General features: G+C 66.6%; 13 protein-coding genes. 3 read left to right on the plus strand and 10 right to left on the minus strand.

The features are described from left to right. On the plus strand, nt 1–545 hold a 545-nt coding region (locus ACNPP0_RS15065), incomplete at its 5' end, for a HoxN/HupN/NixA family nickel/cobalt transporter (RefSeq protein WP_448706329.1). Between the two features lie 11 nt (nt 546–556). Here ACNPP0_RS15065 and xerC read toward each other — a convergent pair. The 5 genes from xerC to ACNPP0_RS15090 form a co-directional block, all read right to left on the minus strand. Further along, the gene (xerC, locus tag ACNPP0_RS15070) at nt 557–1,492 is read right to left on the minus strand and encodes a tyrosine recombinase XerC (protein ID WP_332610250.1); all 936 of its coding nucleotides are present in this window, start codon (nt 1,490–1,492) and stop codon (nt 557–559) included. 199 nt (nt 1,493–1,691) lie between these two features. After that, a complete protein-coding gene (locus ACNPP0_RS15075) occupies nt 1,692–2,369 on the minus strand; it encodes a DUF484 family protein (protein ID WP_332609574.1) in 678 nt (225 codons plus the stop codon). 4 nt (nt 2,370–2,373) lie between these two features. Next, the gene (gene dapF / locus ACNPP0_RS15080; RefSeq protein WP_448706330.1) at nt 2,374–3,285 is read right to left on the minus strand and encodes a diaminopimelate epimerase; all 912 of its coding nucleotides are present in this window, start codon (nt 3,283–3,285) and stop codon (nt 2,374–2,376) included. Between the two features lie 27 nt (nt 3,286–3,312). After that, the gene (locus ACNPP0_RS15085) at nt 3,313–4,203 is read right to left on the minus strand and encodes a lysophospholipid acyltransferase family protein (protein ID WP_332609577.1); all 891 of its coding nucleotides are present in this window, start codon (nt 4,201–4,203) and stop codon (nt 3,313–3,315) included. A gap of 39 nt (nt 4,204–4,242) precedes the next feature. Beyond that, nucleotides 4,243–5,103, minus strand: coding sequence for a lysophospholipid acyltransferase family protein (locus ACNPP0_RS15090; protein ID WP_104142578.1), 861 nt, complete (start codon nt 5,101–5,103; stop codon nt 4,243–4,245). Between the two features lie 275 nt (nt 5,104–5,378). Between ACNPP0_RS15090 and metK the strand changes: the two genes are divergently transcribed. Further along, nucleotides 5,379–6,542 (plus strand): methionine adenosyltransferase, encoded by a 1,164-nt coding sequence (gene metK / locus ACNPP0_RS15095; protein ID WP_046802994.1) that lies wholly within the window; start codon nt 5,379–5,381, stop codon nt 6,540–6,542. Between the two features lie 201 nt (nt 6,543–6,743). Here metK and ACNPP0_RS15100 read toward each other — a convergent pair whose 3' ends face one another. Together ACNPP0_RS15100 and ACNPP0_RS15105 are read right to left on the minus strand one after the other, a co-directional pair. Then, complete coding sequence (locus ACNPP0_RS15100) at nt 6,744–8,174, minus strand: amidase (RefSeq protein ID WP_448706331.1); 1,431 nt, start codon at nt 8,172–8,174, stop codon at nt 6,744–6,746. Between the two features lie 79 nt (nt 8,175–8,253). Next, entirely contained in the window at nt 8,254–9,570 is a 1,317-nt protein-coding gene (locus tag ACNPP0_RS15105) for an MFS transporter (RefSeq protein ID WP_332609579.1), read from the minus strand. Between the two features lie 82 nt (nt 9,571–9,652). On the opposite strand from ACNPP0_RS15105, the gene ACNPP0_RS15110 reads away from it, so the two are divergent. Further along, entirely contained in the window at nt 9,653–10,666 is a 1,014-nt protein-coding gene (locus ACNPP0_RS15110) for an Lrp/AsnC family transcriptional regulator (RefSeq protein WP_448706332.1), read from the plus strand. A gap of 24 nt (nt 10,667–10,690) precedes the next feature. On the opposite strand, the gene ACNPP0_RS15115 is transcribed toward ACNPP0_RS15110, so the two are convergent. From ACNPP0_RS15115 to ACNPP0_RS15125, 3 genes are all read right to left on the minus strand, one after another. Continuing rightward, nucleotides 10,691–11,482 (minus strand): SDR family oxidoreductase, encoded by a 792-nt coding sequence (locus ACNPP0_RS15115; protein ID WP_448706333.1) that lies wholly within the window; start codon nt 11,480–11,482, stop codon nt 10,691–10,693. Next, a complete protein-coding gene (locus ACNPP0_RS15120) occupies nt 11,479–13,020 on the minus strand; it encodes a class I adenylate-forming enzyme family protein (RefSeq protein ID WP_332609583.1) in 1,542 nt (513 codons plus the stop codon). Before ACNPP0_RS15120 ends, ACNPP0_RS15115 begins: the two co-directional genes overlap by 4 nt. 23 nt (nt 13,021–13,043) lie before the next feature. Further along, nucleotides 13,044–13,601: ABC transporter permease (locus ACNPP0_RS15125; RefSeq protein WP_448706334.1), on the minus strand; the 558-nt coding region annotated here is incomplete at its 5' end.

Genomic DNA, 13,601 nt, shown 5'->3' on the forward strand with positions numbered 1-13,601 from the left:
GCGCCTCGCCAAAGGGCGCGCCGCCAAAGGGCGCCTCGCCAAAGGGCGCGCCGCCAAAGGGCGCTGCGGCGTTGAATGCGATCCCGGTGTATGCGTCCGCCGCGTCAGTGACGGTGGGGTTGTCGCATCACCACCTACATCACCATCACCATCATCATGACGACTGCGGTTGCGGACATGCGCATGTGCCGGCGCCCGAGCAGGTGGCGGGCAGCTTGAGCTGGCGTCGTGCCGCGTCGGCGATTCTTGCCGTGGGCTTGCGACCGTGCAGTGGTGCGTTGATCGTGCTGGTGTTCGCGTTGTCGCAAGGCTTTTTCATGGCCGGCGTGGCGTCGGCGCTGGCCATGGGCGCAGGCACGGGGTTGACCGTGGCGGCGCTGGCCTGCCTGGCGGTGGCCGCCGGCGGGGTGGCCACGCGCGTTGGCCAGCGCTTGTCCAGCAAGGGCGCGGCGCGGTTGCGCTACAGCGTAGAGGCACTGGCCGCGACGGCGGTGTTGTTATTGGGTGTCATGCTGCTGGGCGGCATGTTGGCGGGCGGCGGGTAAGCCCCGCCCGTTCAGGATTTGCGGCCCGCGCGCGGATGCGCCTGGTCGTAGGCCTTGGCCAGGTGCTGGAAATCCAGGCGGGTATAGACCTGCGTGGTCGAGATATTGGCGTGGCCCAGCATTTCCTGCACGGCCCGCAAGTCTTGCGCCGATTGCAGCACATGGCTGGCGAAACTGTGGCGTAGCACGTGCGGATGCACATGCGTGGGCAGGCCCGCTGTTTGGGCGATCTGCGCCAGTTGCAGCTGCACGACCCGCGGCGAAATGCGCTTGCCGCGCGCGCCCAGGAACAAGGCGCAGGCGTCCTGAATAAGCGGGTGGGGGGGCGACAGCTGCGGGCGCGCGGCAATCCATTTCTGCAAGGCGGCAATCGCTGCCTGCCCCACCGGCACCGCGCGGCGCTTGCCGCCTTTGCCCAGCACTTCGACCTCGGCTTCTTCCAGCTTCAACCAACCGGCGGATTCGTAATCGGGGGTGCGCGTGTAGCGCAAGTCCAGGCCGACCAGTTCCGACAAGCGCAGCCCGCTGGAATACAGCAGTTCAAGCATGGCCTGGTCGCGCAGCGCGACGGGCTCGTTGGCCACTTTGGCGGGCGCGCGGTCCAGCAGGGCCTGGGTCTGTTCCACGGACAAGGCCTTGGGCAGGCCACGCGGCGCTTTGGGCGCGCGCACCCCGGCCACAGGGTTTCCGGCCAGGTCGGCGGCGGGTGCCCACCATTGGTAGAAGCCGCGCCAGGCGGCCAGCGTGCGCGCCAGGCTGCGTGGCCCGCGGCCCTGAGCATGCAGGCGTGCGACGAATTGGCGAATATGGCCGTTGGCGATCTTGTCCAGCGGCAGGCCGGCGCGGTCGGCCAGTTGGTGCAGAAAGTGCAGCTCACGCTGATAGCCGCTCAGCGTGTGCGGCGAATAGCGGCGGTTGGTTTCCAGATGGCGCAACCACGCGCGCATCGGTTCGGGCAGCGCGGGGTCGCCGGCGTCGGGCTGCGAGGGACCGGCCGTGGTCCGTGCTTCGTCGGGCGGGGGCACGGTGCCGACGGTGGACCGTTTGCTGTCGGACGCAGGCGCAGCATCGGGGCCGTCCTGGGCACTGCCGGGCGGGGGCGCGTTGTGCAAGTTCTGGTCCATGTCCGCCCGCCGTCGCGTTGCGCTAGGCCTTGGGCGAGGCCGGATTCAGCCGGTGCAGCGCGGCCGATGCCAGTTGCCCGACGGATTCCAGAAACGCCGTGCCCATCTCGGGCGTGAAGCGTTCCGGGTCATCGGACCCCAGCACCAACAGGCCCACGGCCGGGCCGTCGGCTTCCAGGCGCAACGGCACCAGCGCCAGCGACTTGGGCTTGCTGTCCAGCCAGCCCACCGCTTCGAAACCGGTGTCGGTGCCGCAGTACGGCGTCTTCAGGCTGTCGGTGAACGTGCGCACATCTTGCGAAACGGGCTCGCCATAACCGGTGGGGGCCAACTCGGACAAATCCCACAGGCGCAGCGCCACGTGGTTCAGGTCGAATTGTTCGGCCAGACCCAACGCGATCTCGCCGGGCACGCGCTGCGCGTCGTTTTCAGACAGCAGGCGGCTGCACCATTTGGCCACATGCGTGCCGATGCTTTCGTTGGCGGTGGCGTTGCGCACCAGTTCGTTCAAGCGCCATTCCAGTTCGCGGTTGCGTTCCCGCAGGGTCAGGATCTGGCGTTCGCCCAGCGAGATGGCGCGCGAGCCATGCGGGTGCGGCACCTGCATGGTGGCGAACACGTCGGCGTGTTCGTCAAAGAAGCCGGGGTGGTCTTGCAGGAAGGCGGCGATGTCTTGGGCGGTGAAAGCGGTATCAGTCATAGGGTTAGCGGTTCAGCGCCATGGAGAAGACGAGCTTGTCGATGTCGACTTGCCCCGTGAACACGGATTCGGCCGGGCCCGTCATGCGCAGTTGGTCGCCATTCCAGGCAACGGTCAGCACGCCGCCGCGCGTTTGCACGCGCACCGGCGATTCCAGCAGGCCACGGCGGATGCCGGCTGCCACGGCGGCGCAGGCGCCCGTGCCACAGGCCAGCGTTTCGCCCGCGCCGCGCTCGAAAACGCGCAGGCGGACGTTGTGGCGGTCCATGACTTGCAGAAAGCCCGCATTCACGCGGCGGGCAAAGCGCGGGTGGGTTTCGATCAGGGGGCCTTGAATGGAAACGGGCGCGGTGTCCACGTTATCCACCACCTGAACCGCATGCGGGTTCGAGATGGCCACGGCCGACAGCCACACCTTGTTGGCAACGCCGGTGGGGGCGTCCAGCTCAAGCTCCCAAAGGGTGTCTTCGCCTTCGCGCATCGAAGGCAGGCCGGCTGTGTCGAAGGGCAGGGCCTCGGGGTCGAAACGGGTGCTGCCCATATCGACCGTGACTTGTTCGTCGTCGCCTTCGTCAAGCACCAGGATGCCGGTGGCGATTTCCGCGCGCAGCGGGTTGCGGTCGGACAGCCCTTGTTCGTGCACAAAGCGCACAAAACAGCGCGCGCCGTTGCCGCAGTGTTCGACTTCGCTGCCGTCGGAATTGAAAATGCGATAGCGGAAATCCGCGTCGGGGCGTGTGGCCCGCTCGACCAGCAGGATCTGGTCGGCGCCGATGCCGAAGTGCCGATCGCCCAGCGCTCGGGCGCGCTCGGGCGTCATTTCGATGGTCTGGCGGACCCCGTCGAGCACGACAAAGTCGTTGCCCGCGCCATGCATTTTGGTGAAGTTCCAGTTCATCGGGCGATTATCGCCCATTATTGGGGCGCGGACAGCCGGCCGCGATCAATAGAACTTTGCCTCGCCGGGCGGACGGGTCTTGAAGCGGCGGTGGACCCAGTAGTACTGGCTGGGGCAGCGGCGCACCCAGGATTCCAGCTCCCGGTTCAGCCGGGCGGTGGCGTCTTCCAGGGTTGCGTCGCCCGGAAAATCCGCCAGGGCGGGCAGCACGTCCACATGGTAGCGGCCGGTCTCGGGGTTCCAGAAGCCCACGATAGGCAGCACCGCCGCGTTCCATTTCTGGGCCAGTTGCGCGGTGGCCAGCAGCGTGGCGGCCTGCACGCCGAAGAACGGCACGAATACGGCCCCTTGGCGGCCGAAGTCCATGTCGGGCAGGTAGTAGACGGGACGCGGCGCGCGCAGGTGGCGGATCAGGTCGCGTACGCCGTCCTTGCGGCTGACCAGAAAAACCTCGTTGAAGCGCGCCCGCCCGGCAGCCACGACCGCATCGATGTGCGGATCGCTTTGCGGGGTGTACATGGTGGCGGCGCTGGGCACTTCCATGGTCAGGCGGGTGGCGGCGGCATCCAGCGCAATGAAATGCGGCGCCAGCAATATCACCGAACGGCCTTGCGCGATCAGTTCGTTGATGCGCTCGGCCCCGCTTTGCGTGACCATGTCCTTGATGGCCTCGGGCGTGCCGTACCACAGCACGCCGCGATCGACGATGGATTGCGCCAGCGCCCGGAAGTGTTCCGCCACCCATTGCTCGCGCACCGACTCGGGCTGATCGGGAAAGCACAATTCCAGATTGCGCCGCACGATGCGCGCCCGGGATTTGGCCAGCCGTGGTGCCAGCCAGCCCAGCACGGCACCGATGCGCAAGCGCGTCGACGGCTTGATGCGGCCGAACCATTTCAACAGGGAAACCAGCGTACGCGTCTTTGAATCTTTCATCGTGTCGGGGGTGGACCGGGCGGCGGAAACCAGAAAACGTCAGCGAGCCGACGGGGCGGCGTCGGGCGCCGGCGGCGCGCCGCGCGGGGTCTTGTAGCGGTTATAGCTCCAGAGGTATTGCTGGGGACAGCGCCGGATCAGAGTTTCCATCGCGGCGTTGATCAACGCCGCCTGCGCCGTGGGATCGGCCGGCAGCGGCTCGGGCACGCGCACATAGTGGATGCGCCAGCCCCGGCCGTGGGGCAGGCGTTCGCCCGCCGTCAGGATGATGGGGACGTTGGTCTGCGTGGCCAGTTTGCTGGGCAGCGTCATCGTGTAGGCCAGGCGGCCGAAGAACGGCGCCCACACCCCGTCGCCCACGCTGGGCGCCTGGTCAGGCAGCATGCCCACCGATTCACCGCGCCGCAGCGCCCGCACGAATTCCCGCACGCCCTGCATGGTGGCCGGCACGGCGTTGACGGCGGAACTGTTGCGCGCGGTCTCCAGCAGCGGGGCCAGCACGTCTTTGCGCGGGGGGCGGAACATCACCGTCATGGGCATCTGGCGGGCCAGATAGCGGGCGGTGATTTCGAAGCAGCCCAGGTGCGGGGTCAGGAACAAGATGCCGCGCCCCTCGGCGCGTGCCGTGTCCACCACGGCGTTGTCGTCGGAAACCACCTGCGCCAGGCTTTGCTCGTTCTTGAACCACACGCGGGGGTTTTCAAGAATCATGGCGCCGGTTTCGGCCGCGGCACGGCGCGCGAAGGCCGCGCCGGGGTAGCCGGCCTGAGCGGCATTGGCCTGAAGGCGGCGTCGATACTTGCCGGGCCAGGCGTACACGGCCAGCCCCGCCGCGCGCCCAAGGGCGTGCGCAACCGGTAGCGGCAAGGCGGCAAAGAGTCGGAACAGGGCGAGCAGCATTCAGCAAATAGGAAAGGTCGGGCAGGGTTATGCCGGTATTCGGGAATATGTTTACACCCCCGCCGCGAGCATAAGAACGGCATTTTCGCTTAAAATCCGCTCAGTCGCCGAGTTAACCGACAACTTGCGGGGCGACGGCAAGGGTGCAGCGCATGGCGCGCCCTTTGCCAAATCCGCTAAAGCGTCGCGCCCAGATAGCGTATTTCATGCGGTCCGGGGTGCAACGCGCCTCATGAACCTATGCGCCGGCAACGCCGGACACCAAGGACGCATCTGTGGCCAATAACGATTTTCTCTTCACTTCCGAATCCGTCTCCGAAGGGCATCCCGACAAGGTTGCCGACCAGATTTCCGATTCGATCCTGGACGCCATCTTCACGCAAGACCCGAATGCGCGTGTCGCAGCCGAAACGCTGTGCAACACGGGCCTGGTCGTGCTGGCCGGTGAAATCACCACCACCGCCAACGTGGATTACATCCAGGTCGCCCGGGACACCATCCGCCGCATTGGATACGACAACACCGAATACGGTATCGACTACAAGGGTTGCGCCGTGCTGGTTGCTTACGACAAGCAATCGCCCGACATCGCCCAGGGCGTGGACCGAAGCTCGGAAGACTATCTGAACCAAGGCGCGGGCGACCAGGGCCTGATGTTCGGCTATGCCTGCGACGAAACGCCTGACCTGATGCCGGCTCCGATCTGGTACGCGCACCGGCTGGTGCAGCGCCAGAGCGAACTGCGCAAGGACGGCCGCCTGCCGTGGCTGCGCCCGGACGCCAAGTCGCAGGTCACGTTCCGCTATATCGACGGCCGCCCGGCGGAAGTCGATACCGTGGTGCTGTCCACGCAGCACGCGCCGGAAGTCACGCAAGAAACCATCCGCGAAGCGGTGATCGAAGACATCATCAAGCCCAGCTTCCCCGAAGGCCTGATCACGCCGCAAACCAAGTTCCTGGTCAACCCGACCGGCCGCTTCGTCATCGGCGGCCCGCAAGGCGATTGCGGCCTGACCGGCCGCAAGATCATCGTCGACACCTACGGCGGCGCATGCCCGCACGGTGGCGGCGCGTTCTCGGGCAAGGATCCGTCCAAGGTGGACCGTTCGGCTGCTTACGCGGCCCGCTACGTGGCCAAGAACATCGTGGCCGCCGGCCTGGCGCGCCAGTGCCAGGTGCAGGTCAGCTACGCCATCGGCGTGGCCGAACCGATCAACATCACGGTGTACACCGAAGGCACGGGCGTCATCCCCGACGACCAGATCGCCAAGCTGGTGCGCGAACACTTCGACCTGCGTCCCAAGGGCATCGTCAACATGCTGGATCTGCTGCGTCCGATCTACGCGAAGACCGCCGCGTACGGCCACTTCGGCCGTTCCGAGCCGGAATTCTCGTGGGAAGCCACGGACAAGGTTCAGGAACTGAAGAAGGCGCTGTAAGCGACGGCAGCCGGTCGGCTTCTCTGTCGGCCGCGCCTGATTGGCTGCTTTATCAGCCGCCTTTTATCTGCCTCCTTTGGCGACCCGGGCTTCACCGCCCGGCCCTGAACGAAAAATGCCCCCGCCCGGAATCCCGGCGGGGCATTTTTTTGCATTGCTGCATTGCTGCATTGCGCAGCGTTGCACCCGCGGCCCGTGGTCCTACAACCCCCACGCCGACAGGTCCGGCGTGCGCCGCGTCGGCGCCAGCACAGGCTCCAGCACCGCCGCGCAGTCCAGCAAGGCGGCATCGCCACCGGCGGGGGCCAGCAGCTGCACGGCCATCGGCATGCCTTCAGGGTCCGCGCCTGCCGGCAGCGCGATGGCGGCCGCGCCCAGGAAGTTGGCGGGGCGCAGCAGCTTGCCCAAGCCCACGTGGCGTACGTCTTCGGCGTCCAGCGCTTGCGCCGCCTGATCGCACGCGGGCATCAACAGCCCGTCCAGCCCCTGCATGGCGGCGGCGAAGGCGGCCATGTCGGCCTGGCGCCGGGTCAGCGCGGCTTCGTAGTCCGCCCGCGTAATGCGCCCGCCCGCTGCGATGCGCGCCCGCACCACGTCCCACAAGGGCGCGGCGGGGTTTTCGGCCAGCGCGCCGTAATAGGCATAGGCCTCGTACGCCAGCACCAGCGAGTTGTCATCGGCCATGCGCGCAAACGACAGCGTTGCGGGCGGATGCCAGGCGGTGGGCGCAAGGCCCGCTTGCGCCAGTCGCTCTTGGGCCCGATGCCACGCATCCAGGCCGGAATCCGACAGCGGCGTGGGCCACGCCTGCGGGGCCAGCACGGCGATGGCGGCGGACCGGCGTGGCGCGGGGTGGCGCAGCGCGGTCACGCAGGACGCGGGCAGCGCCAAGGTGGCTACGTCGTCTACATCGGGCCCGGCCAGCAATTGCGTCAGCAGGCGCGCGTCCGCCACGTTGCGGGCCAGCGGCCCCAACACGTCCAGCGTGTCCGACAGCGGCAGGCAGCCCGCGCGGCTGATCAGGCCGGAAGATGGCTTGAAGCCCACCACGCCGTTCAGCGCAGCCGGCGCGCGTACCGAACCGCCGGTGTCCCCGCCCAGCGCGATAGCCGTCAGCCCCGCCGCCATGGCCACGCCCGCGCCGCTGGACGAACCGCCCGGCGCGCGCGCAACCTTCGCGTCCCAAGGGTTGCGCGCCGTGCCTTGGGTGGGGTTTTGCCCCGACAGCCCGAACGCGAATTCCGTCATGCGCGTCTTGCCCAGAATCACCATGCCCTGGGCCGCCAGCTTGCGCACCGCCGTGGACGTTTCGCCGCTGATCACGCCGCGTCGCGCTTCTGATCCGCCCGTGGTCGGTATGCCTTGCCACTGCACGCTGTCTTTGACGGCCACCGGCACGCCATGCAAGGGCCCCAGCAGCAGGCCGGCGTCCCGCAAGCGATCCGCGGCGTCGGCCTGTGCCAACGCGCGTTCGGCGGTGACTTCGCTAAACGCGGCCAGCGGTGCGGCGCGTTCGATGCGGTCCAGGAAATGCGTGGCGACCTGGCGGGCGCTCAGTTCACCTTCGCGGATGGCGCGCGCCAGTTCGCGGGCGTCTCGAAAATGCAGGTCGGTGTGGTCTTGTGCGGGCATGGGTCTCTTTCAAAAAGGAAAAGCTCTCCGGTCCTGTCGGGACCGGAAAGCTGTTGCGTTTGCAGGGCGCGCGTTGCGGCTATTTCAGCGTCTGGCCCTTTGTTTCAGGCATGCGGATGAAGGTAATCAACGTGATCACGGCGCCGGCCAGCACGTAATAAAAGAACCAGCGTTCCATGCCACGGCTTTGCAACCAGGTCAGCAGGTAAGGCGTGGTGCCGCCCAACAACGCCACCACCAGGTTGTACGGCGTGCCGATGCCGACAGCGCGCACGCTGGTGGGAAATTGTTCCGACATGATGGCGGGTGCAATTGCGGTGTACATCGCGTACAGCACCAGGCCGAACAGTTCCACCGCCAGGATCGAGCCAAACGAGGGGCCCAGCGTCGTCATCAGCGGATAGAAGAACACCAGGTAGCCGGCCGCAAAGAAGATCAGCTGCGGCTTGCGGCCGATGCGGTCGGACAAAATGCCGAACAGCGGCTGCACCAGCATGAACACGATCAAGGCCACGGTATTGGCGGCGAACGCGGTCTTGGGGTCCGCGCCTACCTGGCGGATGGCATACGTGGGCACATAGGCCACGAAGATGTAGAACGCAAACGTGGTCAGCACCGAGAAGCCCACGATGCGCAGCACTTCACGCGGATGGTCGCGCAGCAGCGTGCGTAGCGGCTGCTTTTCGATGCCGGTCTTCTTGGCGTGCGAAAACGCCTCGGTTTCGGGTACCGAACGGCGTATCCACATGCCGGCCAGCCCACCGAAGGCGCCGATCAGGAACGGGATGCGCCAGCCCCACGAGGCCATGTCGGCCTTGGTCAGCGTGGACGTCAGGAGCCAGCCCACGGCGGACGCGGCCAGGATGCCCACGGCGGCGCTGAAAAAAACGAAGCTGGAATAGAAGCCGCGCTTTTCCGGCGGCGCCATTTCAGCCAGAAAGGTCGTGGCCGAGGCATACTCTCCGCCCAGCGACAAGCCTTGCAAAAGGCGCGCGGCGGTCAGCAGCAGCGGGGCAGCCAGGCCGATGGTGGCGTAGGTGGGGGTGATGGCAATGATGAGCGAACCGCCCGCCATCATCAGAATCGTCAGGCCCAGCGCGGCTTTGCGGCCATAGCGGTCGGAAAAGATGCCCAGCACCCAGCCACCCACCGGTCGCATGAAAAACCCCACGGCGAAGATGCCGAAGGTGGCAAGCAGCGCGGTGGTTTCATTGCCTTCGGGAAAAAACTGGCCCGAAAAAAAGATGGCGAACGACGCGTAGATGGTCCAATCGAACCATTCGACCGCATTGCCTACACTACCGGCCAGGATGGTGCGTGACCGGGATATGGGCGCGGCGGCGGGCGCGGCGCTTGCCCCTTGCTTGCTGCGCAAGGTCGCGGATGGGCTGCTCATGACGTCCTCAGAATAAGAATTTATTTTTGGTCAAAAAGACCGTTTAATTTTGTATTTTTATCAATGCGCGAACGTTAGATTAATGAATATAGTCACGTCAAGTAAGGGTAAGCCCCTAATGCCAGCGCTGGACGACACCGATCTGGCCTGCCTGATCGCGTTGCAGGCAGACCCCCGCGCGTCCTGGCGCGAGCTGGGCGCGGCCACCGGTATCGCCGAACGTACCGTGGCGCGCCGCATCCGCCGCCTGATGGACGCCGACGCGCTGCGCGTCATTGCCGAACCGGACCCGCTGGCCATGGGCCGGGGCGTGGTGTTGCATGCCTGGGTGCGCTGCCGATCCGGCCGCGTGCCCGAGGTGGCGGAACAGTTGGCGAGGCTGGACATCAGCCAGCTGGTCGTCACGCTGGCCGGCACGGCCGACTTGATGGCCGAACTGACCCTGGCCGATGCGGCGGATATGCCCGACGTGGTCACGCGCGTGCTGCCGTCGATCGACGGCGTTGAACATGTGGAAGCGCGGCTGGTGCTGCGGCCGTTTCGCCGTGCCGGGCAGTGGCGCATCCAGGCGCAACCGGACGCCGTGCCGGACGCGCCGCAGGCCCAGCCGCCCGCCGCGTTAAGCGATGCAGAGTCGCGCATGGTGGCGCATCTGATGCGCGACGGCCGCGCCAGCCTGGCTGAACTGGCCGAGCAGGCCGGCGTCAGCGAGCCCACCGCGCAGCGCCTGCTTCAGCATCTGGTCGAGCGCCGGGCACTGAGCTTTCGCGTCGAGGTCGAACCCGCGTTGGTCGGCTTTCCGGTTGAAGCGGTGATTTCGGTGCAGGTGCGGCCGCAAGCCGTCGACGCCATGGCGGCGCATCTGGCGCTGGACCCGCACACCCGCTGCCTGTTCGGCACCAGCGGGGCGTCGCAGTTGTTCTGGCACGTGCTGTGCCGCGACAGCCTGCATCTGTGGGAAGTGACGACACGCCGCCTGGGCGAACTGGACGGCGTGCTCAACAGCGAAGTCGGCGTGGTGATGCGGGCGCACAAGCGTTGCGGCATCGTGCGCGCGGGCGCGCGTCTGGCCAGCAACGGCGACGGCGGGGATTGAAGCGGCGCGCCGCGCTCGCCAGATTTACAGCCGCTGCCCGCCGGTGGCGTCGATGCGTTGCCCGGTGATCCAGCGCCCTTCGTCCGACGCCAGGAAGGCGACGATGTCGGCGATATCCTCGGGCTGACCCACGCGGCCCAGCGCCACGCTTTTGGCGATGACGCGACTGAGCTCCGGGTCGCGTGCACGCGGGTTCAAGTCCGTGCGGGTGGCGCCGGGCAGGACCGCGTTCACCGTAATGCCGCGCTCGCCCAACTGCTGGGCCAGCAGCAGGCTCAACGCTTCAAGCCCCGCCTTGGCAGGCGCATAGACGCTCATTTCCGGGTAGGCAGCCCGCGTGCCCATCGACGAAATATTGATGATGCGGCCGTTGTCGCGCAGGAACGGCAGGGTCTGCTGGATCAAAAAAAAGGGCGACTTCAGATTCACTTGCAGCAAGCGGTCGAAGTCTTGCGGCGTGACATCTGCAAGCAGCGCGCGCAGCCCCACGCCCGCATTGTTCACAAGAATGTCCAGCCCGTCCGTGCCATTGCGTTCCAGCAAGGTGCGGCGCAGATCGCGCGCCAGCGTTGCGGCCCCGTCCGCCTGGGACAGATCGGCTTGCAGCGTCCAGGCCTGACCGCCCTGGCGCTGGATCAGGCCGGCGACTTCAATCGCGGCGTCGCCCGCTGCGTGGTAGTGAACGGCAACATGCGCGCCGCGCCTGCCCAGCGCCAGCGCAATGGCGCGGCCGATGCCTCGGCTGGCGCCGGTGATGAGTGCTGTCTTGCCGATAAGACTGTCCGATGCTTGGCTCTGGCTCTGGCTCTGGCTCATGCGGCCTCCGTTTCGTAGCTTGTCCATGATTGGTGCGTTTCCAGCCGGCGCGCCTGCAACAGCAAGGCGTTGCGATCCACCTTGTTGGTGCCGGCCCACGGCAATTCGCTGACGAATCGGATGCGACGCGGGTGTTGGTAGGCGGGCCCATTGGCCAGGGCATGTTGCTTCAGGCCGTCGGCATCCAACGCGCTGCCGTCGCGGCGCACGACAAAGGCGACCGGGATCTGGCCGCGTTCTTCGTCGGCCAGCGGCACCACGCAGCTTTGGCGCACATCGGGATGCAACTCAAGCAGCTTTTCCACTTCAACCGGATAGATGTTCTCGCCGCCGCATACGAACATGTCGTCCGCGCGCCCGACAAAATAATAGAAACCGTCCGCGTCGCGGCGCATGACGTCGCCGCTGTAATACCAGCCGTCTTGCAGCACCTGCGCGCTTTTTTCAGGCAGGTTGTGATAGCCGGACAGCACGGCCGGGTTGTTCATCAGCAGCACGCCTTCATCGGCACTTGGGCCGTCCGCCAACCGCACTTGCGACGGGTCCAGGGGGTGCCCCACCGATAGCGGCGGCGTGGGCAGGCCGGCGGGATGCGGGCCGAACACGGCCGGTCCGGCTTCCGTGGTGCCGTAGCCATGCGTGATGGTGGCCTGCGGCAACGCTTCCTGTATGCGCTGATAAAGCGCAACGGTCATGGGCGCGGAACCCAGCATGACGCGCCCCAACGCCGACAAGTCGCGGTCACGCAGCAAGCCGGGCTCTTTGACCAGCCGCGCGAACATCGTCGGCACCGCTGTCAGCACGGTGATGCGATAGCGTTCCAGCGCGTCGGCATAGGCGCTGACGTCGAACGCGGGCTGGATCACCAGCAGGCTGTTGCCGGCGAACGCGCGCTTGGCCATGAACAGCCCATTCATGTGAAACAGGGGTTGTGCCAAAAGATAGCGCTCTTGACGATCGCGTCGCGGCGCGGCGCCCGAGGTGGCGGCAAGCGCCCATAACTGCCCCGCATGCGTCAGCGGCACGCCCTTCGGTTTGCCGGTGGAACCGGACGTGTAAAGCATCTGCGCCACGTCTTCGGAAGCGGGCGTGACGCTGGCAAAGTGCGCGGGCTGGATCTGCGCGGCAAAGCCCTCTGGCCCCGCGTCGTCGAAGTCCAGCACGGGCACGGTGTCCTCGAACGACGCGCGGCGGGCGCGATCAACAAAGGCCAGCGCGATGCCCGCGTCGCGGATCACGTAATCGATGTTCTCTTGCGTCTGCTTGATGTTGATCGGCACGGCCACGAAGCCGGCGCGCATGATGCCGAAATACGCAATCAGATATTCGGCGCGGTTCAACGCCGCGATGGCAATGCGCGAACCCGCCGGCAGCCCGCGTGCCGTCAGCCATGCGGCCACGCCGCCGGCGCGTTCGCGTATCTGCCCGTGCGAGTAATGGACGGGGGCATCGGGGATGCGCAGGTCTACGATGGCGGGCAGATCGGCGGGCACGCTCGGGTCCGTCAGGTCGCCCAGATTGTTCAGGGTATGCGTCATGAAAATGTTCCGGCGGTGGGGGCTTACTGCTTATGCAGCTTGGGGTTAAGCGCGTCGTTCAGGCCGTCGCCAACCAGGTTCAGCGACAGCACGGCAAGCATGATCGCCACGCCCGGCACGGCGCAGATGTACCAGGAAGATCGGATCAGGCTGCGGCCTTCGCCGACCAGCCGGCCCCAGCTTGCAATGTTGGGATCGCCCAGCCCCAGGAACGACACGACGGATTCATACAGAATGGCGCCCGCCACCACCAGCGACGACATGACGATGACGGGGGGCAGCGCGTTGGGCAGGATCTCGCCGGCCACGATGCGCAAGGGGTTCATGCCGACAGCGCGGCACGCCTGCACGAACTCACGCTCCTTGAATGACAGGAATTCGGCGCGCGTCAGCCGGGCAATGGGCGGCCAGGACACCAGCCCGACGGCCAGCGTGATGGCTTCGATATGCGGTCCCAGAATCGATACCACCGTCAGCACGAAGACCACGTTCGGAATGATCTGGAACAGCTCGGTGACGCGCATCAGCGCTTCGTCAACCCACCCGCCGAACCAGGCGGCCGCCCCGCCGATGCTCACGCC

It is taken from the genome of Achromobacter semiaridum (assembly GCF_053543755.1).

Coding starts and splice junctions, on each gene's coding strand:
- ACNPP0_RS15115 (WP_448706333.1), bottom strand. CDS start 11,482: ATGAGCCAGAGCCAGAGCCAGAGCCAAGCATCGGACAGTCTTATCGGC.
- ACNPP0_RS15110 (WP_448706332.1), top strand. CDS start 9,653: ATGAATATAGTCACGTCAAGTAAGGGTAAGCCCCTAATGCCAGCGCTG.
- dapF (WP_448706330.1), bottom strand. CDS start 3,285: ATGGGCGATAATCGCCCGATGAACTGGAACTTCACCAAAATGCATGGC.
- ACNPP0_RS15085 (WP_332609577.1), bottom strand. CDS start 4,203: ATGAAAGATTCAAAGACGCGTACGCTGGTTTCCCTGTTGAAATGGTTC.
- ACNPP0_RS15090 (WP_104142578.1), bottom strand. CDS start 5,103: ATGCTGCTCGCCCTGTTCCGACTCTTTGCCGCCTTGCCGCTACCGGTT.
- ACNPP0_RS15100 (WP_448706331.1), bottom strand. CDS start 8,174: ATGCCCGCACAAGACCACACCGACCTGCATTTTCGAGACGCCCGCGAA.
- ACNPP0_RS15105 (WP_332609579.1), bottom strand. CDS start 9,570: ATGAGCAGCCCATCCGCGACCTTGCGCAGCAAGCAAGGGGCAAGCGCC.
- ACNPP0_RS15120 (WP_332609583.1), bottom strand. CDS start 13,020: ATGACGCATACCCTGAACAATCTGGGCGACCTGACGGACCCGAGCGTG.
- ACNPP0_RS15075 (WP_332609574.1), bottom strand. CDS start 2,369: ATGACTGATACCGCTTTCACCGCCCAAGACATCGCCGCCTTCCTGCAA.
- xerC (WP_332610250.1), bottom strand. CDS start 1,492: ATGCGCGCGTGGTTGCGCCATCTGGAAACCAACCGCCGCTATTCGCCG.